Genomic DNA, 24,394 nt, shown 5'->3' on the forward strand with positions numbered 1-24,394 from the left:
ATACATGGAAAAAGCTAAAATGAAATCGGTAAGGGGTTTTATTTAGGCTGTTTTTTAAAATGTTGGTGCTGTTAAATTCAAATAAAGTTTAACATGCAGAGTTGGTTAGAGGACACTTGCACCAAACTAGAGAGAACAGCTTATTTTTAAAATTCCCGTTATAACAATCCCTAAACAGTTTGGAACAGGAATACATAACAGAAAGGAAACTGAATCATGACACAAAAAGTAGCACTGATAACAGGAAGCAGCAGAGGAATTGGAAAGGCAACGGCCATCAGGCTTGCCAAAGAAGGCTATGACATTGTCATCAATTACGCACGCAGCAAATCGGCTGCAAATGAAACAGCAGCCGAAATTGAGGCACTGGGAAGAAAAGTCCTGGTTGTAAAAGCAAACGTAGGTGACGTAGAAAAAATTAAAGGGCTTTTCCAGGAGATTGAGCGTGAATTTGGAAGGCTGGATGTGTTTGTAAACAATGCAGCATCCGGTGTACTGCGCCCGGCAATGGAACTGGAAGAATCCCATTGGGACTGGACAATGAATATTAACAGCAAAGCTCTGCTTTTCTGCGGACAGGAAGCTGCAAAGCTGATGGAGAAAAATGGCGGCGGAAAAATAGTAAGCATCAGCTCCCTGGGATCGATCCGCTACCTGGAAAACTATACGACTGTGGGGGTTTCAAAAGCGGCATTAGAAGCATTGACACGCTACTTGGCTATTGAACTGGCTCCCAAAAATATCGTCGTAAACGCTGTTTCAGGCGGTGCAGTTGATACTGAAGCTTTAAAACATTTCCCTAACCGTGCAGAGCTTCTCGAAGAAGCAAAGACCAAAACTCCTGCAGGGCGTATGGTGGAAATTGAAGATATGGTTAATACAGTAATGTTTTTGATAAGTGAGGAATCCAGCATGATCCGCGGCCAAACGATTATTGTGGATGGAGGCATTTCACTGCTTGTTTAATGAGAAAATGGATATCTTTGGTATTTAAAAAAGTTGGATAGTTTCCTCCACTCTCGGTTAAATTAATGAGCGTGGAGGTGATTATAATGGCTAAACAACCAAACCAAACTCAAGCTGGAACTAACGTTCAAGAAGTGAGACAACAAAACGCACAATCTGCTGGACAAGGCCAATTCGGAACTGAATTTGCCAGCGAAACAAACGCTGCTGAAGTAAGACAGCAAAACCAGCAAGCTGAAGCTCGTAAAGGTCAAAATGCCGGCAAACAAAGCCGCTAATAACATTTAAAGAAAGAAACCGCCTTTTAAATGGAAAGGGCGGTTTCTTCTTTTTTGTGCGGATTAGAATTAAAGTCCCCAGTCAATTTTTTATCTCTGATCATCACTTCGACAAAACTTCCATAAAGTCAACATAACTAGTCAAAGGGTTAAAAAAAGGTGCATCGAAATATAAAGATAGGAAAAATAATGGGGACGGTGAAACAAACATGGAGAACTTTAACAGTTTAGTTTCAGAACAGATGAAAACGATGGAAAAGCTTCTTTATCTTCAAAGTGAATTGGAACGCTGCCAAGAGATTGAAGAAGAATTGAAGGCAATTCAGCAGGAAACGGAGCTTGAAAGTGTACAGTATGAGATTGCAAGGATGAAAGAAGAACTGAAAGAAATTCATCGTATGTTTGAGGAACAGACCGAAGAGGTCATCCGCTCCTATCAGGAAGTAAATGTAACTGTTTAAAAATAACTTTCCTTCCCTAAATCCATCTGTTCTTCTATACCTATAAAATCAGCTATATATCCTTTTTTTTAAGCCGTTGATACATTTCAATGGCTCTTTGTTTTAAAAATTTCCTTTTACCGTTATAATAGTAGAAAACAGGAATCGTACTTTGTTGCCTTTTTCTTTTGGATAGTGTTGAGTCATGCTGTGCAGTAAACGCCGGCATGAAGGGGAGGACGCCTATTAAATGGCGCCAAAAAAAGTATTTTCAGGTTGCAAAGCTTCCGGAATGGAAAGTAGGGGAAAAAAATGGCGGTACCCATCGAAGGCGAACCAATGCAAATACACAGCTATAAACATAATGGGCATATCCACCGCGTCTGGGAGGAAACAACCGTATTAAAAGGGACACAAAATTTAGTGATTGGCGGAAATGACCGGACAATCGTAACAGAATCTGACGGAAGAACATGGGTGACAAGAGAGCCAGCCATTTGTTATTTCCATTCACAGCACTGGTTTAATGTGATTGGAATGATTCGGGAAGATGGTGTTTATTATTACTGCAATATCAGTTCACCATTTATTTTTGACGGAGAAGCGTTAAAGTATATTGATTATGATCTTGATATTAAAGTGTATCCGGATATGACATTCAATCTGCTTGACGAAGATGAGTATGAACGGCACCGTCAGGAGATGAATTATCCCGATGTAATTGACAGCATCCTTAAATCGAATGTTGACAATCTCATCCATTGGATCCGTCAGAGAAAAGGACCTTTTGCACCCGACTTTATTGATATATGGTATGAACGTTATCTTACTTACAGACGCTAAAAAATGGCTGAATGCCGAAAAAACGCCTGTTGGACCTTGAGTCAGCAGGTTTTTATTTTTGTCCAGATCTGCATGATTACCAGGTTTAGGGGTAAGTTTAAAAAAATAATTGGAAATATCGGCTGATAGTCCAATATAAAAAAGCTGCATGATGAAGAGAGGGGGAGCGATCCGGTTGGACAGTATAAAGAGATATTTGAAATTCGTAAAGCCGTATCGGCTTCAGATTATCGGAACCATTATAATAGGCATCATTAAATTTGCCATTCCACTTTTGATTCCGCTTCTGATTAAGTATGTAATTGATGATATTATTGGCAATGAGGCATTAAGCCAAAGCGATAAGACCAGCACACTTTTAATGGTTATGGCTGTGATGATTGCTTTATTTGTCATCGCCCGTCCGCCAATTGAGTATTACCGTCAATACTTTGCCCAATGGGTGGCAAGCAAAATTCTATATGATATCCGGGATAAGCTTTTTACCCACATTCAAAAGCTAAGCTTCCGGTTCTATGCAAATACAAGAACAGGGGAAGTCATCTCCAGGGTCATAAATGATGTTGAGCAAACCAAAACATTCGTAGTAACCGGTTTAATGAATTTATGGCTTGATGTGGCAACTATTTTAATAGCAGTTGTCATTATGCTGAATATGGATGTTACGTTGACGATTGTGTCTCTGCTTTTATTTCCATTTTATGCTTTTTCAGTCAAATACTTTTTTGGGAACCTCAGAAAGCTGACAAGGGCCCGTTCTCAGGCTCTTGCAGAAGTACAGGGCTATCTGCATGAACGTGTTCAGGGGATGGCAGTTGTTAAAAGCTTTGCAATTGAAGATTATGAGCAAACCCAATTTGATGCGCAAAATAAAAATTTCCTGACAAAAGCGATCGACCATACGAAGTGGAACGCAAAGGCATTTGCAGTTGTTAACACCATTACAGATATTTCACCGCTTTTAGTTATTGGCTATTCAGGATACCAGGTTATCCAGGGGGAAATTTCTCTCGGTGTCATGATGGCGTTTGTCGCTTATATAGATAGATTGTACGGCCCGCTGAGACGGCTTGTTAACTCATCAACAACCTTAACTCAATCGATAGCATCCATGGATCGAGTATTCGAATTAATTGATGAGAAATATGATATAGACGATTCTTCTGATGCAATCCAATGCCGGAATGTTAAAGGGCATATCCAATTTGAAGAAGTAAGCTTTTCTTACAATGAGAATGAGCCTCCAGTATTAAAGAAAATAAATCTTGATGTATCAGCAGGGGAGACAATTGCCCTTGTTGGGATGAGCGGAGGAGGGAAATCCTCATTAGTAGGGCTGATTCCGCGTTTTTATGATGTCAACGAAGGCAGAATCCTGCTTGATGGCACTGATATCCGTTCATTTAAGGTAAGGAGCCTTCGCGATAAAATTGGCATGGTGCTTCAGGATAATATTTTGTTCAGCGAATCGGTTAAAACAAACATTCTTCTCGGCAAACCCGATGCCAACGAGGATGAAGTAATAGAAGCTGCCAAGGCTGCCAATGCCCACGAATTTATTATGAATTTGCCTGAAGGTTATGATACCAAGGTAGGCGAGCGCGGTGTGAAGCTCTCGGGAGGGCAAAAGCAGCGGATCGCCATTGCGAGAATTTTTTTGAAAAACCCGCCGATCCTTGTGCTGGATGAAGCCACTTCAGCCCTTGATTTAGAGAGTGAACATCTGATACAGGAAGCATTAGAAAAATTGGCTAAAGACCGCACGACTTTTATCGTGGCTCATCGCCTTTCCACCATCACTCATGCGGATAGAATTATCCTGATAGAGCATGGTGAAATTTCTGAAGATGGAAGCCATGAGGAATTAATGAAAAAACAAGGTAATTATTATAAGCTTTTTCAAGTTCAGCAGCTTGAAAATTAGGTTTAAAAGCCGGCTCTATTACAGGGCCGGCTTTATTGTGCGCTTTTTTATAGCAATGCGTTAAATTACTATAGTATTAAAACAGCTGCCGGCAAATAACGGTCATTAATCTCCATCTTTTTCATAAATATTAGTAGGATATTACTTACAAAATCATGTCTAAAAATATATAATGTTTACTATATTTAAATAATTTAGAAAAATGAGTAGACTTAACCAATCTTTTTTTATAGAATGAAAAAAAGATAGTGACCTAAGGTCCAATATTGTTAAAAATGTCCCATTTCATAGAAAAGGACGTTCAAGAAAGGAGTATCCGTGTGACTCAAGCTCCAGTTTTAGATGTAAAGCAGCTGAGGACTTCCTTTTTTTCTTCAGATGGAGAAGTTCCCGCCGTGGACGATATCAGCTTCTCGGTTAACAAGGGTGAAATTCTTGGAATTGTAGGTGAATCGGGCTGTGGAAAGAGTGTTACATCACTCTCCATTATGAAGCTGATTCCACAGCCCCCGGGAAAAATTACGGGCGGCGAAATCCTCTTGGATGGAGAAGATCTTGTTAATGCATCAGAAAAAAGAATGCGTGAATTAAGAGGCAATGAAGTGGCTATGATTTTCCAGGAGCCGATGACTTCATTAAATCCTTTATTTACAATTGGAGATCAGCTGGTAGAAGGAATCAAATTACATAAAAAATTAAAAAAGAAAGCCGCGAGCCAGCAGGCAGTTGAAATGCTGAAGCTTGTTGGACTGCCAAGGGCAGAGCAGATTATGAAGGAATACCCCCATCAGCTCTCAGGGGGAATGAGGCAAAGGGTAATGATTGCCATGGCTTTGTCCTGCCATCCGCGCCTTTTGATCGCGGATGAGCCGACGACCGCTTTAGACGTTACAATCCAGGCCCAAATTCTATCTTTAATGAAGGATCTAAATGAAAAACTGGATACAGCTATTATTATGATCACACATGATTTAGGGGTAGTAGCTGAAGTCTGTGAACGGGTAATTGTTATGTATGCAGGGAAAATAGTGGAAGAGGCTCCGGTAGAAGAGATATTCAAAAACCCAAAGCACCCTTATACCCAGGGACTACTTCAATCAGTGCCTGATGTAAGAGAAAAGAAGGAGCGTCTATATTCCATACCGGGAAATGTCCCAAAACCGGGCTCCATCAAGACTGGATGCCGTTTTGCAGCGCGCTGTGAATTTGTCCATGACCGCTGCATGACGGAAAGTCCTCCGCTTTACAATGTCGAAAAAGCAGAACAGCATACGGTGCGCTGTTTCCTGCATGAGTCTGGGGGTGTCATTAATGACCGAAGTGCTGTTGGAAGTTAATCAGTTAAAAAAGTATTTTCCAGTATCCGGCGGTCTGTTTGGAAGAAAACAAGGCGATGTGAAAGCGGTTGACGATATCAGCTTCTTCGTCAATAAAGGTGAAACGCTTGGATTGGTCGGTGAATCAGGATGCGGCAAATCAACCACGGGCAGAATGCTGATGCGCCTGATAGAACCAACAGAGGGAAAAGTAGTTTTTGAAGGCAAGGATCTGACTGCCCTCAACTCGGCCGAAATGCGCAAAATGAGAAAGGAAATGCAGATGGTATTCCAGGATCCTTTTGCTTCCTTAAATCCGCGCCATACAGTTGAGCAGATTTTGGAGGAGCCTCTCATTGTCCACGGAATCGGCAATAAGGAAGAGCGTAAACGGAGGGTAAGGGAGATGCTTGAGGTTGTCGGCCTCAGCAGCTACCATGCCAAGCGCTATCCGCATCAATTCAGCGGCGGCCAAAGACAGAGGATTGGAATTGCAAGAGCATTGATGACCAAGCCTAAGCTGATCATTGCAGATGAGCCTGTTTCAGCTCTTGATGTATCCATTCAATCACAGGTGCTCAACCTGCTGGAAGATCTGCAAAAGGAATTCCAGCTGACGTATATATTCATTGCCCATGATCTCGGGGTTGTTAAACATATCAGTGATAGAGTTGGTGTTATGTATCTTGGAAGATTAGTAGAGATCACAACATCTGACCAGCTCTACGATAAACCGCTGCACCCGTATACAAAGGCTTTGCTTGGTGCAGTTCCCATCCCTGATCCGACTTTAAAGAAAGACAGGGAGCTATTGACTGGGGACATTCCAAGTCCGCAGAATCCGCCAACAGGATGTGCATTCCATACAAGATGCAAAGAATGCATGGAGATCTGCAAAACAGAGAGGCCGCAGCTGAAGGAAATAGAACCAGGTCACTTTGCAGCCTGCCATCTTTATAGCTGAGCTATAAAAAGGGCAGAACTGCATGGATGATAAATAGGTTAATAGCCGATACCGGCAAAAGAAAAAAGGGGGAAAACAATGAAAAAGCGCAATGGCATTTGGTTTCTTGTTGCAGCTTTGCTTCTGTCACTGGCTCTTGCCGGCTGCAGCAGCAACTCAAGCAGCGGAACGAAAGACGAAAAGGATAAAGAGAAAGGTACAGATACAGAAGAAACGTCTTCAGGCGGCACATTAGTATTTGGCCGAGGCGGTGACTCTACTTCGCTTGATCCCGCTATCACAACAGAAGGTGAGTCATTTAAAGTTACAAAAAACATCTATGAAACTCTGATTGAATTTGGTGAGCAGGATACAGAAATTCAGCCTGGCCTTGCTACTGAATGGGAAGCAAGTGAAGACGGGCTAAAGCATACATTAAAGCTTCGTGAAGGCGTAAAGTTCCACGATGGAACTGATTTTAATGCCGAAGCGGTTGTCTTCAACTTTGAAAGATGGAAAGCTGGAAACGCTGAACAGTTCTATTACTATAACTCTCAGTTCGGAGACAAGATCTCTGAAGTAAAAGCTGTAGATGATTACACAGTTGAATTTACTTTAAACAAGCCAATTGCACCATTCTTAAAGAACCTTGCAATGTCACCATTTGGAATTGCCAGCCCGGCTGCTATTGAAAAGCACGGTGAAAAGTTCCTTCACAACCCGGTTGGAACAGGACCATTTGTATTTAAGGAATACAAAGCAAACGATCGCATTACTCTTGTGAAAAATGAAGAATACTGGCAGGAAGGTCTTCCAAAGCTTGATGAGGTTATCTTCCGTGTTATTCCAGAAAACTCTGCGCGTCTAAATGCATTGGCTACAGGTGAAGTAGACTTAATCGATGGTGTTAACTTCAGTGATGTTGGCCAAATCGAAGGAAACCCGGACCTTCAAACTTTTGAACGTCCATCATTAAACGTAGCTTACCTTGGATTGACAAGCACCCGCGGACCATTAAAAGATAAGAAAGTCCGCCAGGCATTGAACTATGCTGTTGATAAGCAAGCTCTAATTGATGCTTTCTATGCTGGTGCAGCTGAGCCTGCGAAAAACCCAATGCCTTCAGTTGTAGCTGGCTATAACGATGATGTTGTAGATTATGAATACGATCCTGAAAAGGCTAAAGAACTTTTAAAAGAAGCAGGATATGAAAATGGATTTGAAATGGAACTATGGGCAATGCCGGTTCCTAGACCATATATGCCGGATGGACAAAAAGTGGCTGAAGCACTTCAAGCCAACTTTGATGCAATCGGTGTTAAAGCAAAAATCGTTACTTATGAGTGGGGTACTTACCTGGATAAAGCCAAGAATGGTGAAGCTGATACATTCCTATTAGGATGGACTGGCGACAATGGGGATGCTGATAACTTCCTATATGTGCTTCTTGACCAGGACAGCATCGGCTCCAACAACTATACTTACTATGAAAACCCTAAGGTGCATGAATTGCTTGTAAAGGCTCAGGCTAGTGCGGATCAGGCAGAGCGTGAAGAGCTTTACAAACAGGCTCAGGTTCTGATCAAAGAAGATGCTCCATGGATTCCGCTTGTCCACTCAAGGCCAATCCTTGCGGGCAAGGCTGATATCACAGGCTTCAAGCCGCATCCAACAGGTTCTGATTTACTGGCAACTGTAGAATTTAAATAAGATGCTTTTCAAGTGAGATAAGTATACTTCTTATATTCAAGGAAAAGGGAGTACAGTTCTGTAGCTCCCTTTTCTATTCCAACAAATTTTAGACAACCTTCAAGAGAGGTGAAATGGCAATGCTGTCCTATACACTTAAACGTTTGTTTTCCCTTATTCCAGTTTTGCTGGGGCTTTCCCTTATCGTCTTTTTTATGATTCGGGCAATTCCTGGTAATCCGGCACAGATTATCTTGGGACAATTGGCAACAAAAGAAGCAGTAGAGGAATTAACGAAGCAGCTGGGGCTTGATCAGCCTTGGTACCTTCAATATTTTACATACCTTGGCGGGCTCTTCACGGGGGACCTTGGAGAATCACTCCGTACGAAAACAGAAATTAGCCAGGAAATTTGGCCTTATCTGGCTGCAACAATTGAACTTACATTCGTTGCCATGTTAATTGCTGTTTTTATCGGTGTGAATGCCGGAATCATCAGTGCATGGTATCAGAATTCCTGGTTTGATTATGTGGCAATGGTGCTTGCACTTATTGGTGTTTCCATGCCAATCTTCTGGCTTGGTTTAATGGAGCAGTGGGCATTTGCCATTAAGCTGGACTGGCTTCCTACCTCAGGAAGGGAAGAAGTAAGAAATCCGATTACGGCCATTACGAACATATATATGATTGATACCCTCCTGCAGGGAAGAATGGATCAATTCTGGGATGTTATCAGACACTTGATTCTGCCGGCATTTGCCCTGGCGACAATTCCAATGGCGATCATTGCGAGAATTACACGTTCTACGATGCTTGAAGTAATGAGATCTGATTTTGTCAGGACGGCGAGGGCAAAAGGCTTAAGAATGTTCTGGGTCGTTTATAAGCACTCGTTAAAGAATGCCATCATTCCAGTTCTTACAATTATCGGTCTTCAAATGGGACTATTACTTGGAGGAGCGATTTTAACAGAGACGATTTTCAGCTGGCCGGGTATCGGACGTTATATTTATGAGGCTATCAATTATCGTGACTATCCTGTTATCCAGTCAGGCATACTTGTCATTGCATTTATCTTTGTCATGATCAATCTAATTGTGGACTTGCTGTATGCAGCAATCGATCCGCGCATTAAATATAATTAAGGAGGGGGAACGGACTTGGAACTTTCAACACAAAAAGACCTTCAGCCGCCTATTATGCCAGCTGAAGAAAAAGCAGTTTCCCCCTGGGTGGAAGCATGGAGGAGCTTTAGAAAAAATAAACTGGCTTTAATTGGCACCATTATTGTATTATTTTTCATTCTTCTGGCTGTATTTGCACCGCTTATTGCGCCGCAGGGAATTAATGAGCAAATGCTGTCAAAAAGGCTTCAGGCACCATCAGGCGAGCATTGGTTTGGAACGGATGACTTCGGCAGGGATATCTTCTCAAGAGTTGTTTATGGGGCAAGGATCTCCTTATGGGTAGGGTTTCTGGCCGTAATCGGATCTATTGTAGTTGGCTGCCTTTTAGGTGTAGTAGCAGGGTATTATGGCAAATGGGTTGATACAATTATCTCCCGCATTTTCGATATCATGCTGGCTTTCCCAAGCATCTTGCTGGCCATTGCGATTGTGGCAGTGCTTGGCCCATCATTGAGAAATGCCCTGATTGCCATTGCGGTAATCAATATTCCTAACTTTGGCAGACTTATTCGTTCAAGGGTGCTGAGTGTAAAACAGGAAGAATATATAATGGCCGCAAAAGCGATCGGAATGAGCAACAGCCGGATTCTCTTCAGGCATGTGCTCCCAAATAGCATGGCTCCGATTATTGTACAGGGAACACTTGCCATCGCAACAGCAATCATTGAATGTGCTGCCCTTGGATTTCTTGGCCTTGGTGCAGAGGCGCCAAATCCTGAATGGGGAAAAATGCTTTCTGATGCTAAGGCATATCTAATACAGGCTCCATGGACGATGATTTTCCCTGGGCTTGCGATTATGCTTACGGTTCTAGGTTTTAACTTAATGGGTGATGGATTAAGGGATGCACTTGACCCAAGAATGAAGAACTAACAAAAAAAGCAGCTGAAATCAGCTGCTTTTTCCTATGATTGTTAGTTTATATCCCCCGGCTATTCGGAGTTCTCCGGTATTGAAACCTCATTTTCCTCTTTATGATATGCCTGAAAACTGGAAATAAGCTTATCAAGGTGTTCCACATGTTCATCATAATCAACAATAGCTGATACAACTTGCATGATATGAGGGAGAATGGATTCTTCATCATGCTCATACTCTTTATGCTGAGCCAGGAAAAGGTTCACCAGTTCCTTTCTGCTCAGGCTGAAGTCGCCTTCCTCAAAAACTACATTCGGCCGGACTTTTCCAATAAATTTAAGCATGACGTGTTCATGATAGTGGATAAGGATATCAAGCTGCTGCTGAACTGCATGCTGAAATTCTTCTGGCATTTGCAGCAGATCATTTTCATAGCGGTGAAGCTTTTTTAACGTTTCCAGTGAGCGTTTAACAGTCGAGATCATTTGCCTATATATAACGAGTTTTCTGGATTTAACCTGATCATTGCGTTTAAAATAATTTCTTTCCTCTTTATACATTAAGTACAGCTGATCAAGCTTCACATTGCTTTCTTTCATTTTATCAATATCGTTTTTGAGCAGTTTGTGTTCAGACGCATGCCGTATATTTAGCCTGATCCATTTGGTAATTTCCTCCGTGCTATTGGATATTTTAAAGTAAAGTTTATTTTCGTATTTAGGAGGAAGAAATACAAGGTTAACGATAAAAGCCGATAATACACCAAGCATAATGGTTGAAAAACGAATAAGTGCAAACTGCAAAAAGGTATCGCCAGGTGTTTCCATAATGGCAATCAGGGTTACAAGTGACAGTCCAATCGTGTTTTCGATTTTAAGCTTTAGATTAATCGTGATAACAATAATAGCTGCCAGACCTATAATGAAGACATCGTTGCCGAATAATAGCACGAAAATCACGGCAATTACTGCACCGATCGCATTACCCTGGATCTGTTCAACAATAGATAGATAAGATCTGTAAATAGTCGGCTGAACAGCAAAGATAGCTGCAATTCCTGCAAAGATTGGAGCAGGCAGATGAAAGAGTTCCGATAATAAAAGAGCTAGAATGATTGCGATTCCCGTCTTAAGTATGCGGGCGCCAAGTTTCATACAATAAATGTCCTTTCTTTCTTTAAGATTTTTTATCTTGTGGTTCATTAAAAAGCAAGTTGAATTAAACCGCAATTACAGTAATTATACATACTTTAAACGGTTTTGCTCATTATTAAACAATATTGTACTATACAGGGATATGGAAAGAAGTTCAAGGGGCATTTTCATGAAATTTTTATTAAAAGTTGTAAAAAAGATAAAGGTGCCTAAACGATGTGATAAGTTTAAGAGAAAGGAGAATAGTGCGGCTGGCGAAGCACGGAAACAGTGATGGAAATCATGTGGTGGAATATTGTCGCTGGGGGAGCACTGAAACAGCGGAACTCAAGGAGCGTAATAGTGCCGCTTGGCGAAGTGGGGAAGTAGCGAAAGGAACTCAAGGAGCGGAATAGTGCGCTGGACGAAGCACAGAAGCAGTGAAAGAAACTGGGAGTTGTGCCAAAACAGAATAAAAAAGCCAAACTAAGACTAAAAGCCCCATCCGCTGAAACGGTTGGGGCTTGGTTGGTCATCACTCTGTGGAAACAGAAGGATCTGCCTGTTCTTTGACCGGAATGACTTGAACGAAGTGGTCTTCCGGATGATTAAGAAGGGAAGCAAGCTTTGAGGCTTCTTCTTCCTGGCCTTGATCGTTCAACAGTGCAACGTATTGGCCAAGCAGGTCTTTTACATCTTCCTTTCCTTTATCGGAAAGAGGAGTAACAGAGACTTTTGCTCCCTTGGCAATTCTGCGCTGGATGGCTTCTTTTGTTAAGCCCCTTTCCGGCTGGTGTCTTAGGTAAACAACACCGCCTGTCATTCCTGCGCAGATCCATGGACCAGCATCACCCAGAACCAGGCCTCGGCCATTAGTCATATACTCAAAGGCAAACCCTTTAATATTTGCATTTGAACCGATATTGCCGTATTCCTTTTCAGGCAGCGGCTTTTGCAGCTGGCCGCCGATAATCATGTCTGCTCCAGATAATCTGATTCCGGCACGGGCGTCAGCATTTCCTTGTGCCACAAGCAAACCTTGCTGAGCGCCATAACCAAAGCCTTTACCAACAGAGCCATTATAAAACTTACCATTCTTGCCTTTTGCTTTAAAGATTTTAATTTGTCCGCCGAAAGAAGTTTTTCCGATGCCATCCTGTGCTCCTCCAGCAACTTCGATGTTGATGCCGAAACTGTTGTAAGCTCCAAGGCCATTGCCCGGGATGGATCCGCCTTTGTATTTCAAATCAACTTGCGGAAGAGTTTTATAAGAACCGTCGAGTCTGTCTCTTACACGGTGGCAGGATACTCGGCTTCCCAGTACTCGCTGCTCGGAAGTGATGCTATGGAACTCACGTGACTGATGTAATTCTTCCACACTTGCATCCAGATACTCTGCTCCAACAGCCACCTGCAGCTGGGCTTCCTTTAGTGCTTCAGGTGTTTCCTGGACTGAGAATTGGCCGATTTCAAGTGTTTTCAGAAGGTGAGTCAGATCAAGCTGATCCTGGCCCTTAATCTGTACAAGCAGGTCAGAACGTCCTACTGCATCCTGCAGGTTTTTTACACCAATTGAAGCTGCCAGTGCTTTCAGTTCGTTGCCAAAAGCAGTAAACAGGTTCATGATGCCTTGGACAGCAAGGTCGAATTGACGAGGAACAAACCTTCTTAAACCATGTTCCTTCGCCTGTGCTTCTGAATCAATTTGTGTTGCAATACCAACATGGCAAGTATCAAGATGGCAGCCGCGGCATGTTGTACAGCCGATAGCAAGCATGGAAAGTGTACCAAAGCCTACACGGTTAGCACCTAGCAGCATAACCTTCAATACGTCTGCTGCACTCTTGATTCCGCCATCAGCCCAAAGCTCCACATTATCGCGGATTCCTGCTTCCAGAAGGGCATTGTGGGCTGCCTTAACACCAATTTCAACCGGAAGGCCTACATGCTGCAAGGCATGAATTCTTGCTGCCCCTGTACCTCCGTCAAAACCGCTCAGTGTGATTATATCGGCACCAGCTTTTGCAATCCCGACTGCAATGGTTCCAATATTCGGCACAACTGGCACCTTTACCGCAACTTTAGCTTTGTCATTGGCTGTTTTAAGCTCGTGAATCATCTGTGCCAAATCTTCAATCGAGTAGATGTCATGATTGTTGGAAGGTGAAATCAAATCCGATCCAATTGTTGCATTACGTGCCTCGGCAATTTTTGCAGTTACCTTGGATCCAGGAAGGTGACCTCCTTCACCAGGCTTTGCACCCTGCCCTATTTTTATTTCCAGCAGGTTGGATGAATTAAGGAGCTCGGCATTAACACCGAAGCGTCCTGATGCCACTTGTTGTCCGCGGGTTCTCGGATATTTTCCAAGCATATCCTTGATTTCTCCGCCTTCGCCATTCAGGCTGACCATGTTCAAGCGGTCAGCACCTTCAGCATAGGCTCTGAAGGCTGTTTCATTCTGAGATCCAAATGACATGGAGGAAATGACAAATGGCAGGTCATGCTCGCCCACATGCAGGCTGATATCCTCAGGATTTAAATGAGAAGCAGTTTCCTTAAATCCGGTTAAATGACGGATTGTTGTTGGATTCTGGTCTTCCTGTTCTGTGATTTTTTCCTTATATGCATTGTAGTCACCAGTTGAGGCAACTTCGCCGATCGCTTTCCAGATTCGGGGGAAAAGGCTGAATGTTTTTCCGATCCGTTCTTTTTCATTCTGGTAATCTTCTGCTCTTGCAAATGCATCTTCCTTTAAAGCACTAAAGCTAAATGAAAGCTCCTTAGATCCGAAGAAATTCACTATATTCAGGTATTCGGCTAATTCTTCGTGAAGACCAATGGCAGAGAATAAACGTCCATAGCCTCTTAATTCATGAATGCCGATTGTTGAAATGACTTTTTCCAGTCCTTTAGTCAGAGCTGAATATAAATTCTTCAGCGGTGTTTCAGATTCGCCAAGAACTGTCATAAACATATAGTAAGGACTTATAATATCAGCGCCTAAACCGAATGCTGTGATGATATCATGAAGCGATCTGATTGAAGCTGAGCGCAGCAATAGGGAACATTCACGGCGCACAGCCTCTTTTACAAGAGCTTGATCGATCGCAGAGACCGCAAGGTGCGGATCAATCCAGTAAGCGTTCTCCTGATGAGCATTGGCGTCGTCTAGTACAAGCAGGGTTTTGCCATTTTTGACAGCATCAACTGCTTCTGCAGATAAACGGTCTAAAGCTTCTTTTACCGTTTCATCTTTCGTAAATGTGGTAGACAAATAAGATATCAGCTTTTGTTCCTGATAGAAGCAGGTTACCTGATCGTAGCTCGGCTGATTAAGTTCAACGGAACATTCAAAGCCTGCTTTGCCTTCTATTAAAATAGGAGTCTGCAATTCAATTACGGCCCCTGGCTCCTGTTTTTCAAATAAAGAAGGACGCTGGCCGATAATCGTGCGGGTTGAGAAATGCTCAGTTTCCCGGTCACGGTCAATGGCAGGGTTTGTAACGACAGCAACACTTTCCTTAATAAAATCTGCGATGTTTTTCCGCTGAGGATTTAGTGCTGCTAAAGGGGAGTCGTGTCCAAGAGAACGAATTGGCTCCGCTCCTTTTTCTGCCATTTGCTCTACCAGCTGGACATGGTCTCTCTCCCAGCCGAAAGCTTTATACTGCCCGTTATGAATCTTATCCGGATAGTTTACAGAGACGGTTTTCTCCAGTTTAGGAGATTGCAGGCGAATCCGGAAGTTATCAGTGTTCACACGCTTTGAAAATCTGTCAAAAACTTCAGCCTGATAATGGCTGTGTTCGTATACTGCAAGTGTATCTCCGTCCCATTTTAAACCAACCTTTTCACCCGGTGAAAGCGGCTTAGGTTCATTTACATATTCACTGGATGGGATGATACCAGGCTCAGAAGAGAACAGATAAGAACTTTCAGTTTCCAGCATCCAAAGCGGGCGGAGACCCAGCGCATCGACACTGAAAACAGCTTCATCGGCAAAACGGGAAATAATTCCTGCTGGACCTTGAGCAAAATGTCCCCATGCTTCACGGATATAGGCGTACATATCCTGAAGGTGATCAGGGTATGATTTGATTTCATTCACGATAGGCGGGAACATAACATCCATTGCTTCAAACAGGGTAAATCCATCCCTGCAGATAAATGTTTCAAGTGTTCTGCTCAAATCCTGAGAATCACTGCCGTCTTTTACAAGTGGAACGCCAACCATTTTGGCTTCATCCCTAAGCTTGGCAATCGTGTTGATTTCTCCGTTATGTCCTAACACACTAAAAGGCTGCACGCGGAAAAAGCTTGATAATGTGTTAGTGGAATAGCGATTGTGCCCAAGCGTCATTGTTGAAGCAACAAGCGGGCTTGCTAAATCATGATAGTATTTAGGCAGAATGTCTCCCGCTCCCATTACTTTGTATACAGCATGATGCTGGCTAAGGGAAGCGACATGAACATGTTCGTCTTCTTCAAAGTCAACAATCAATTCAAAGAGCTTCTTGGAAAGCTCTCCGCCAGTCTCCTCTGCTAAACAGGCAAACTGCCAGAATACAGGATTCTCCTGAATGGCAATGGGACCTAAAGCTGAGGACTCGGTTACTTCATCAGATGCATAAATAACCATTAGATTTGCGTCAGCAAGCTTTTGCAGCAAAATGGCTTTAAGTGATTCAGTATCCTGCTTTCTGGACATGAACACATGTCCAACGACAAATCCTTCCTTTTCTGCTGCTTTAGGATCTGCTCCTGCTTGTTTTAACTTTTCTTTCCATAGCTCTCTTGGGATATCAATATGAATCCCTACGCCGTCGCCTTCTCCATTTATAAAACCGGCACGGTGATTCATCGTAACGAGTGCATTGATACAGCTGAAAATATTCTCGCGGGTTGGGACTTTCTTTTTCTCCATTGCAGAAACAATGCCGCACGCATCGTGCTCCTGGCGGTGAAACTCTTTAAAAAGTGAAGGACTCCATTGCTGTAATGTCATAAAATTCGGCTGAAAATAAGGCTGTGCCTTAAAGCCGTTCACCTCCTGAAAAATAGTAATCTATAAAAATTTAGTGTTTACGGGTTTTAAATGAGGCTGCTGCAAAGTTAATCTTGTTTTGAAAGGATAAATGCATAGGCATTTATTAAATGAATAGTTCGATTATTCGGGACAGTCTAATAATATATTAAACTCTTTATGCCAGCGAAATCCGCTCTTACACAAAAGATTTCTCCCATCATATCATATGAATTTTCAGAAATCAATTATTTATACAAAAAGTTGGATATGATTAGAAGGGGGACATTAGTTTGTGTATAAAAAATCGCCTTGTTTGTAAACGTTTTCATTACTGGAGTTAAAGAAAACGGAAGCATTTCTGCTCCCGTTAATGTATAAAAATATGAATATTTATTAGCCTTTTAATTGCTGAAATGCGTTTTGAACCGCATGAATTGTTGCGTGGATATCTTCCTCGGTATGCGCAATTGTCATAAACCATGCTTCATATTTTGATGGAGCCAGGTTTATTCCCTGATTGAGCATCAGCTTGAAGAATTTTGCAAACATTTCTCCATCTGTATTTTCCGCCTGTTCATAATTCACAACTTTTTCTTCCGTAAAGTAGATTGTCAGGGCGCCTTTTAATCGGTTAATTGTTATGGGAATGTTATGCTCTTCAGCAGCTGCACTAATGCCTTTTTCAAGCAATTCGCCAAGCCGGTCCAGATATTCATAGACACCAGGCTGTTTCAATACTTCGAGACATGCAATTCCTGACAGAATCGAAGCTGGATTACCAGCCATTGTACCTGCTTGATATGCAGGACCTAACGGAGCTACTGTTTCCATGATTTCCTTCTTCCCGCCATACGCACCGATTGGAAGGCCGCCGCCTATGATTTTCCCCATAGCTGTCAAGTCTGGTTTTACCCCTAGCAGGTCTTGGGCACCGCCATACATAAACCGGAATGCTGTGATGACTTCATCATAAATGACTAGTGCCCCGGCTGCATGTGTTAATTCATTAACCTGTTCCAAAAAACCTGGTTTGGGTTCAACAATTCCAAAGTTGCCGACAATCGGTTCCACCAGGACGGCAGCGATTTGGTCGCCCCATTTTTCCAGCGCTTCCTTATATGGTTCGATTTCATTGAAAGGAACTGTGATCACTTCCTGGGCAATGCTCTTTGGAACCCCGGCAGAGTCAGGAGTTCCAAGTGTTGACGGCCCTGACCCTGCAGCAACCAGTACAAGATCGGAATGGCCGTGATAGCAGCCTGCAAACTTAATGATTTTGTCCCTGCCCGTATAGGCTCTTGCAACACGGATCGTGGTCATGACCGCTTCAGTTCCTGAGTTCACAAAGCGGACTTTATCCAAATTAGGCATTGCTTCCTTTAGCATTTCTGCGAATTTCACTTCATGTGGTGTAGGAGTTCCATATAATACTCCGCGCTCAGCTGCTGTTTTTATTGCTTCTGTAATATGGGGGTGGGCATGCCCGGTAATGATGGGACCGTATGCAGCCAGATAATCAATATATTGATTTCCGTCCACATCCCAGAAATAAGCGCCCTGTGCACGTTCCATTGCAACCGGCGAGCCGCCTCCAACTGCTTTATAGGAGCGGGAAGGACTGTTCACCCCGCCGACAATATGTTCTAAAGCCTGTTTATGCAGCCGTTCAGAATTAGTAAATTGCATGTTAATCCTCCTGATAAAATCCAATTATACGTTCATCATTATTTTAACATGTTTGGAAGGGGCTTCGTCCAATCTAAGGGGAAGGCGGACTATTCTGTATTTTAGAAAGCGGAAATGGAGCAATCTAGTTGTGAAGAATGCGCTGTTTGTCTAAACTATTTCATTAGGGCATTAATTGGCAGGAGGAGTAATGATGAATGATGCAATAACAGTACGCAACTTAAAGAAGGAGTTTAAAGCATATTCAAGCCGCTCAGGATTAAAAGGTGCTTTCCGTGATTTGCTTACAAGGAATTATAAGATTGTGCCAGCGGTTAACAATATCAGTTTTAATGTAAAGCAAGGGGAGATGGTTGGGTATATTGGTGAAAATGGGGCGGGGAAATCAACCACCATAAAAATGCTGACAGGGATTCTAACCCCAACCAGCGGTGAAGTGATTGTGAATGGAATGAACCCTCATAAAGACCGTGAAAAATTCGTCAGCACGATTGGAGTTGTCTTCGGCCAGAGATCTCAGCTTTGGTGGGATATTGCTGTACAGGAATCCTTCAGGCTGCTCAAGAAGGTGTACAAGGTTACTGATGAGCAATACGACAGCCATATGGCGCATGTTATCAAAACCTTAGATATTGAACCTTTGCTCGATAAACCGGTCCGGAAGCTCTCACTCGGGCAGAGAATGAGGTGTGAGCTGGCAGCAGCACTCATCCATAATCCTCCGCTGCTGTTTTTAGACGAGCCCACTATTGGGCTAGATGTGCTTGTAAAATTGAAAATCAGGGAGTTCTTAAAGGAAATAAATGAAAAATATAATACAACTATTCTCCTGACCACTCATGATCTTTCGGATATTGAGGCGTTATGCGAACGAGTTGTTATGTTAGATGACGGTAAAATCATTTATGATGGAGCATTAAAAAGCCTGAAGGAAAAATGGGGAGAAGGGAAGGAAATAGAATTTCAATTTCTTGAAGAAGTGGGCCTTGCTGATTTAAACAAGATTACGGCATCATCTGAAGTAAAATGGGAAAAGGATGAGAAAGAAGCGATCTTTACCGCCTTTGTGGAGGATAATGATGAACTGATTTCCCTGCTTATCGCTAAAGTCGTGGCGGATTTGAAAGTGAAAGACATCAATATTAAAGAAACTTCAACAGAGGAAATAATTAGAAATATTTATGACCGGGGGATCTCTTAATGAAAGGATTTATTTATAACCGGGGGTGTTCCTGTGGATAAATATATAGAAATGATTCGGATCCGCTTTTTGATGATGCTTGCCTACCGGACGAATTACTATACAGGCATTCTGATATACAGTATTAATATTGGCGCTTACTATTTCCTGTGGAGCGCCATTTATGGAGAAAAAGATGCGATTGAGGGAATGTCTGTGATCCAGATGTCGACATATGTGGCTGTAGCGTGGATGGCAAGGGCATTTTACTTTAATAATATAGACAGGGAAATGGCTGCTGAGATTAAAGAAGGAAAAGTAGCGGTGGAACTGATCCGCCCATATAATTATTTGGGCATGAAAACAATGCAGGGATTGGGTGAAGGGATATTCCGTCTCTTCTTTTTCTCGGTTCCGGGAATGGCAATTGTCTCGTTCATTTTTCCACTCCAATTTTCTGCGGATTGGACTACCTGGATTTTCTTTGCGGTATCGATTTTATTAAGTTTTCTTATAAATACGCAAATTAATTTATTGACAGGTATTACCACTTTCTTCTTATTTAATAATACTGGGCTTATCCGGGCGAAAAGAGTTGTGATTGATCTCTTTTCCGGTCTTCTGATTCCTATCAGCTTTTTTCCGGTCTGGGCACAGGATATATTAAGATTTCTGCCCTTTCAGGGTATTAGCTATGTGCCGAGCATGATCTTTACAAATAGCTTTTCAAATAACGAAGCTATACAAGCTATCATTATGCAGGGGATCTGGGTTCTTATTCTGATAATGCCAATTCAGGTTCTGTGGATCATAGCGAAAAAACAGCTCATTATTCAAGGAGGGTGACAGATGTTTTATATAGCCATTTTCTTTCAATATGTCGCCCAATATATGAAAACAAGAATGCAGTACCGTGCAGATTTATTTGTAGAGATCCTTTCAGATCTATTATTTCAGGCAGTCAATTTAATTTTTATCTTAGTCGTCTTTGGCCATACAACTCTCCTTGGGGGCTGGACAAGGGATGAAATTATCTTTATTTACGGATTTTTCCTTGTGCCCTATGCACTGTTTTCATCATTCTTTAATATTTGGGATTTTAATGAGAGATATATTGTAAAAGGAGAACTCGATAGGATTTTGACCCGGCCGATCCATAGTCTGTTCCAAATCGTTTTAGAACGGATGGAACTTGAATCTCTTTTTGGGGCTGTTACTGGAATTGCGGTTATGATTTACGCCGGAAACAGTCTTGGTTTAGAGATATCCTGGACAGATCCATTCTTATTCTTCTTATTTGTGATAGGTGGAATGCTTGTGTACGGTGGCATCTTTGTCATGATTGCCTGCATCAGCTTTTGGGCGGATGCCAGAACATCAATCATGCCGATGATGTACAACATCGGGAATTATGGCAGGTATCCGGTTGATATTTATAATAGTGTCATACGCTTCGTCCTAACCTGGGTGCTTCCGTTTGCCTTTGTTGGTGTATATCCAGCTTCATACTTTTTGGGGAAAGAGGAATGGTTTTTGTATTCCTTTTTAACGCCTGTAATCGGTATAGTATTCTTTAGCATTTCGATTCTGGCTTGGAATTCAGGTGTTAAGCGCTATCGCGGTGCGGGCAATTAAAGACGTGTTATATCCCTGGCTTTTTTTATGGGAGGAAATTCTGAGTATAAGCAGAAAGACGTTTCAGAGACAGGCTGTCATACAGGACTGGCTATAAGCGTATAAATGAATTGATAAGCATTTCGAAATGAGGTGCAGTATGGCATTTTATTTATCGCTGATTTTAATCGTGCTGTGTATGATCATGAGTCTGCAGACTCTTTTCTCATCCGCCAAGATAAAGGGAAGATGGGTTTCTGTGGAGAATTTCCTTTATCTGATAAGTTTGTATGCAACGATTATGATTGGGTTTGGCCTTATATATATATGGCTTGATTTACATGGGCTGGTGGTTTTAATGGACGGCACTGACTATATGGAAACTGGTTTCCTCGAGAGACTGGAGACGGGTTTCTATTTTAGTGCGGTAACACTTTTTTCAGTTGGGTATGGAGATATCAGTCCTGTTGGTATAGGCAGGCTTATTGCCGTACTGGAAGCGTTAATCGGTTATGTGATCCCGGCAGCATTTGTTGCCAGGGTAGTATTTGATGCAGGTGACCGGGTTTCATAATGCTATCAGTTGTTTTTGACCACAAAGTTGGATAGGCTTAGAGTAAGAAACCTATTCAACAGGAGGAATTAAAATGGCAATTGAAATCGGTAAAGCAGCTCCGGATTTTGAGCTCGAGGCCAGTAATGGTGAAAAGGTAAAGTTATCAGATTACCTCGGGAAAAATATTGTTCTTTATTTTTACCCGAAAGACATGACGCCTGGCTGCACAACCCAGGCATGTGATTTCAGGGACAATCATGATAATTTTGCAGATGTGAATGCTGTCGTTTTAGGAATAAGCCCCGATCCGCTCAGCAGGCATGAGAAGTTTATTGAAAAGCATGGATTGCCTTTCCTGCTGCTTGCGGATGAGGAACATAAAGCGGCAGATGCCTATGATGTCTGGAAACTGAAAAAGAACTTCGGGAAAGAATACATGGGAATTGAACGTTCCACTTTTATTATTGACAAGGAAGGCAAACTGGTTAAAGAGTGGCGCAAGGTTAAGGTAAAAGGGCATGTCGAGGAGACACTGGAATATATAAAGGAGAATTTGTCCTAGCCGCAAATGGGTTGCCTATTTTTTAACGGAACAAGGCTTTTGTCCATTCCGAAGAACAAGTTTTGCATATCATTTTATTAGGGCATACCTCCTCAGATACTTTTTCGAAACGGACCTGAACAGGTTCGTTTTTTTTATGTTTATTATTTTTGCCAAGCGGCATGGGGTGAAACGGTGAATTAAAATAAGATGGAGTGGTAGTTATGAAAATTGTTTCTTCCATTTTGCCTCCCAAGAGCTGCAGGAAGAGGCAATACTGGATTTTCCTTAAGGGGATTTTCTATTTATTGACGGATTTGAAGCTGCGGGAAATCCTTTATGATGCTAAGTATTTATTACACATGGGTAAGAATTAATAAGATAAAAAAATTAAAGTGGATTATGGTGATGTCAGCAGGAATAGATGAAATGCATTTCAAAACATGCAATGGGAATGAAATTCTTATGGCTGAGTTTACGCTTGGTACTTTGTTAGGGCATGTTAAATAAACTGCCGGCGGAAAATGAAAAGGTCCAAGTCTGGTTAAATTTTTAAGCATAACCTTCATACATATATATAAAATAACAAAGATTATTAATGCGATCGATTTTGAAAGAGGGTATTAAGATGAGGATTTATACAAAAACGGGAGATAAGGGGACAACGTCATTAATATACGGGCAGAGAGTCAGTAAAAATGACATTCGCGTTGAGGCATACGGTTCATGTGATGAGGCTAATTCTATGATTGGAATGGCCTTAAGCCATTTAAGAAGTGAGTATTTCAGCGGAAAAGAAAAAGTGGAGCAGGTGTTTCGTAAAGTGCAGACAGACCTGTTTCATGCAGGAGCAGAGCTGGCAACGCCTGCAGGAAAAGAAGTTAAATGGACGATAAAGCAAGAGGATATCACCTTCATGGAAAAGCAAATTGATGAGTGGGAGGCTGACCTTGGAGCGCTTAATAACTTTATATTACCCGGCGGTCACCCTTCGGGAGCTGCATTCCATGTAGCTAGAACGGTGGTGAGAAGAGCGGAACGATGTGCGGTCTCGCTCGGTGAAGAAGTGAATCCGATCGTTTTAGTTTATCTGAACCGATTGTCAGATCTGCTGTTTGTTGCTGCCCGGTTTGTCAATCACCATTTAGGCTCCGGTGAGCAATCGCTTCACGCTGAAAAGAGTTGATTCCCTCTATTAAGGAGTTTGTAATATTGACAAATGTGGTAAAAAATTAGTACACTATTTATAAAGATTATAAAGTAAGAATATTTGTTGGAAAAGAGGTGCATGGCGGTGGCGCATATGGAATTAAAAGAGGCGCTGGATACTTTAAAAGATACTGGAGTCCGTATCACTCCGCAGCGTCATGCGATACTTGAATATTTAATAAACTCCATGTCACACCCTACTGCTGACGATATATACAAAGCATTAGAGGGTAAATTTCCAAATATGAGTGTGGCAACAGTTTACAATAATTTACGAGTATTCCGTGAGGTTGGCCTGGTAAAGGAACTGACATATGGTGACGCATCTAGCCGCTTCGATTTTGTAACCACTCATCATTATCATGTCATTTGTGAAAGCTGCGGCAAGATTGTAGACTTCCACTATCCTGGTCTTGATGAAGTAGAGCACCTTGCTTCACATGTTACAGGTTTTAAAATCAGCCATCATAGAATGGAGATTTACGGAACGTGTCCGGATTGTGCAAGTAAAGAAGCTCACTAATAAATTATTTAAAGCTGCCGGCTGTGTGCTGTCAGCTTTTTATTTTTCCATAAAAAAACCGGCTTTCAGTTAGCCGGTCATTCTTAAAACTTGAATATGAAGCAAGAGATAAATCAGCTCTGCTTCGTATTTTTTTTGTTGTATTTTTCATCAAATTCAACGCCCTCAAGTTTTGGATCGAGCGTTAAAGGTTCATTACAGTACATGCACATATCAACTCGGCCAAGCATCTTTGTATGTTTTCCGCAATTTGGGCAAACCACCTGCACGGTTTTTGTTGAAAGCATGCCGATCCAAAAATATACACCGGTGCTAGCAAGAATGCAGAGCATTCCAAGAAGCATAAATATTGTCATGAGAAGAGCGGAATTCCTAAAGAATATTCCGAGATACATAACGATAAATCCGATAAAAATTAAACTAAGGGCAAATGTACGAATCTTATTGATTTTATTTGAGTACTTAGCCATTCTGCTCCC

22 protein-coding genes are annotated in these 24,394 nt (G+C 42.0%); 17 read left to right on the plus strand and 5 right to left on the minus strand.

Annotated elements, in window-relative coordinates; all coding sequences use genetic code 11:
- The first annotated feature begins 216 nt into the window (after positions 1 to 216).
- The 10 genes from fabL to nikC all read left to right on the plus strand — a co-directional run bounded on the left by fabL (position 217) and on the right by nikC (position 10,459).
- Complete coding sequence (gene fabL / locus AC0VZ9_RS06205) at positions 217 to 966, plus strand: enoyl-[acyl-carrier-protein] reductase FabL (protein ID WP_252246050.1); 750 nt, start codon at positions 217 to 219, stop codon at positions 964 to 966.
- An 86-nt stretch (positions 967 to 1,052) separates the two neighbouring features.
- A complete protein-coding gene (locus AC0VZ9_RS06210) occupies positions 1,053 to 1,244 on the plus strand; it encodes a gamma-type small acid-soluble spore protein (RefSeq protein ID WP_009335838.1) in 192 nt (63 codons plus the stop codon).
- Between the two features lie 209 nt (positions 1,245 to 1,453).
- Positions 1,454 to 1,705, plus strand: coding sequence for a YgaB family protein (locus AC0VZ9_RS06215; RefSeq protein WP_475397147.1), 252 nt, complete (start codon positions 1,454 to 1,456; stop codon positions 1,703 to 1,705).
- A 291-nt stretch (positions 1,706 to 1,996) separates the two neighbouring features.
- Entirely contained in the window at positions 1,997 to 2,527 is a 531-nt protein-coding gene (gene ntdP, locus AC0VZ9_RS06220; protein WP_009335840.1) for a nucleoside tri-diphosphate phosphatase, read from the plus strand.
- A 175-nt stretch (positions 2,528 to 2,702) separates the two neighbouring features.
- The gene (locus AC0VZ9_RS06225) at positions 2,703 to 4,451 is read left to right on the plus strand and encodes an ABC transporter ATP-binding protein (protein WP_475397148.1); all 1,749 of its coding nucleotides are present in this window, start codon (positions 2,703 to 2,705) and stop codon (positions 4,449 to 4,451) included.
- Between the two features lie 320 nt (positions 4,452 to 4,771).
- Positions 4,772 to 5,788 carry an ABC transporter ATP-binding protein gene (locus tag AC0VZ9_RS06230; protein ID WP_009335842.1) on the plus strand — a complete coding sequence of 339 codons (1,017 nt, stop codon included), beginning with the start codon at positions 4,772 to 4,774 and terminating at the stop codon, positions 5,786 to 5,788.
- A complete protein-coding gene (locus AC0VZ9_RS06235; RefSeq protein WP_009335843.1) occupies positions 5,763 to 6,731 on the plus strand; it encodes an ABC transporter ATP-binding protein in 969 nt (322 codons plus the stop codon). The genes AC0VZ9_RS06230 and AC0VZ9_RS06235 overlap by 26 nt, the downstream gene beginning before the upstream one ends.
- Positions 6,732 to 6,809: 78 nt before the next feature.
- Positions 6,810 to 8,420 carry an ABC transporter substrate-binding protein gene (locus AC0VZ9_RS06240; protein WP_252246052.1) on the plus strand — a complete coding sequence of 537 codons (1,611 nt, stop codon included), beginning with the start codon at positions 6,810 to 6,812 and terminating at the stop codon, positions 8,418 to 8,420.
- A gap of 119 nt (positions 8,421 to 8,539) precedes the next feature.
- On the plus strand, positions 8,540 to 9,544 hold the full coding sequence (locus tag AC0VZ9_RS06245; protein WP_009335845.1) for an ABC transporter permease: 1,005 nt from the start codon (positions 8,540 to 8,542) through the stop codon (positions 9,542 to 9,544).
- A 54-nt stretch (positions 9,545 to 9,598) separates the two neighbouring features.
- Entirely contained in the window at positions 9,599 to 10,459 is an 861-nt protein-coding gene (gene nikC, locus AC0VZ9_RS06250; protein ID WP_050807843.1) for a nickel transporter permease, read from the plus strand.
- A gap of 59 nt (positions 10,460 to 10,518) precedes the next feature.
- Here the strand turns inward: nikC and AC0VZ9_RS06255 are convergent, their stop codons facing one another.
- The 3 genes from AC0VZ9_RS06255 to AC0VZ9_RS06265 form a co-directional block, all read right to left on the minus strand.
- The gene (locus AC0VZ9_RS06255) at positions 10,519 to 11,598 is read right to left on the minus strand and encodes an FUSC family protein (protein ID WP_009335847.1); all 1,080 of its coding nucleotides are present in this window, start codon (positions 11,596 to 11,598) and stop codon (positions 10,519 to 10,521) included.
- Between the two features lie 514 nt (positions 11,599 to 12,112).
- Positions 12,113 to 16,585: a glutamate synthase-related protein gene (locus AC0VZ9_RS06260; protein WP_475397149.1), complete on the minus strand. Its 4,473-nt coding sequence runs from the start codon at positions 16,583 to 16,585 to the stop codon at positions 12,113 to 12,115.
- Between the two features lie 414 nt (positions 16,586 to 16,999).
- The gene (locus tag AC0VZ9_RS06265; RefSeq protein ID WP_284951415.1) at positions 17,000 to 18,292 is read right to left on the minus strand and encodes a glutamate-1-semialdehyde 2,1-aminomutase; all 1,293 of its coding nucleotides are present in this window, start codon (positions 18,290 to 18,292) and stop codon (positions 17,000 to 17,002) included.
- Between the two features lie 193 nt (positions 18,293 to 18,485).
- Between AC0VZ9_RS06265 and AC0VZ9_RS06270 the strand changes: the two genes are divergently transcribed.
- The 5 genes from AC0VZ9_RS06270 (at position 18,486) to bcp (ending at position 22,204) form a co-directional block, all read left to right on the plus strand.
- Entirely contained in the window at positions 18,486 to 19,493 is a 1,008-nt protein-coding gene (locus AC0VZ9_RS06270) for an ABC transporter ATP-binding protein (protein WP_009335851.1), read from the plus strand.
- Positions 19,494 to 19,526: 33 nt separating this feature from the next.
- Positions 19,527 to 20,318 carry an ABC transporter permease gene (locus AC0VZ9_RS06275; protein WP_009335852.1) on the plus strand — a complete coding sequence of 264 codons (792 nt, stop codon included), beginning with the start codon at positions 19,527 to 19,529 and terminating at the stop codon, positions 20,316 to 20,318.
- A 3-nt stretch (positions 20,319 to 20,321) separates the two neighbouring features.
- Positions 20,322 to 21,107, plus strand: a complete 786-nt coding sequence (locus AC0VZ9_RS06280) for an ABC transporter permease (protein WP_009335853.1) — start codon at positions 20,322 to 20,324, stop codon at positions 21,105 to 21,107.
- 139 nt (positions 21,108 to 21,246) lie between these two features.
- Positions 21,247 to 21,660, plus strand: a complete 414-nt coding sequence (locus AC0VZ9_RS06285) for a potassium channel family protein (RefSeq protein ID WP_009335854.1) — start codon at positions 21,247 to 21,249, stop codon at positions 21,658 to 21,660.
- A gap of 73 nt (positions 21,661 to 21,733) precedes the next feature.
- Positions 21,734 to 22,204, plus strand: a complete 471-nt coding sequence (bcp, locus tag AC0VZ9_RS06290; RefSeq protein ID WP_019383514.1) for a thioredoxin-dependent thiol peroxidase — start codon at positions 21,734 to 21,736, stop codon at positions 22,202 to 22,204.
- Positions 22,205 to 22,226: 22 nt separating this feature from the next.
- On the opposite strand, the gene AC0VZ9_RS06295 is transcribed toward bcp, so the two are convergent.
- Positions 22,227 to 22,427, minus strand: a complete 201-nt coding sequence (locus AC0VZ9_RS06295; RefSeq protein WP_139266800.1) for a hypothetical protein — start codon at positions 22,425 to 22,427, stop codon at positions 22,227 to 22,229.
- A gap of 384 nt (positions 22,428 to 22,811) precedes the next feature.
- Here AC0VZ9_RS06295 and AC0VZ9_RS06300 point away from each other — a divergent pair, with 384 nt between their 5' ends.
- Positions 22,812 to 23,369 (plus strand): cob(I)yrinic acid a,c-diamide adenosyltransferase, encoded by a 558-nt coding sequence (locus AC0VZ9_RS06300; protein WP_251263806.1) that lies wholly within the window; start codon positions 22,812 to 22,814, stop codon positions 23,367 to 23,369.
- A gap of 108 nt (positions 23,370 to 23,477) precedes the next feature.
- Complete coding sequence (perR, locus tag AC0VZ9_RS06305; RefSeq protein ID WP_162272000.1) at positions 23,478 to 23,915, plus strand: peroxide-responsive transcriptional repressor PerR; 438 nt, start codon at positions 23,478 to 23,480, stop codon at positions 23,913 to 23,915.
- Positions 23,916 to 24,028: 113 nt separating this feature from the next.
- On the opposite strand, the gene AC0VZ9_RS06310 is transcribed toward perR, so the two are convergent.
- Complete coding sequence (locus tag AC0VZ9_RS06310; protein WP_009335859.1) at positions 24,029 to 24,385, minus strand: YgzB family protein; 357 nt, start codon at positions 24,383 to 24,385, stop codon at positions 24,029 to 24,031.
- Positions 24,386 to 24,394: the final 9 nt, after the last annotated feature.

The organism is Cytobacillus sp. QJM3NY_8 (assembly GCF_056173585.1).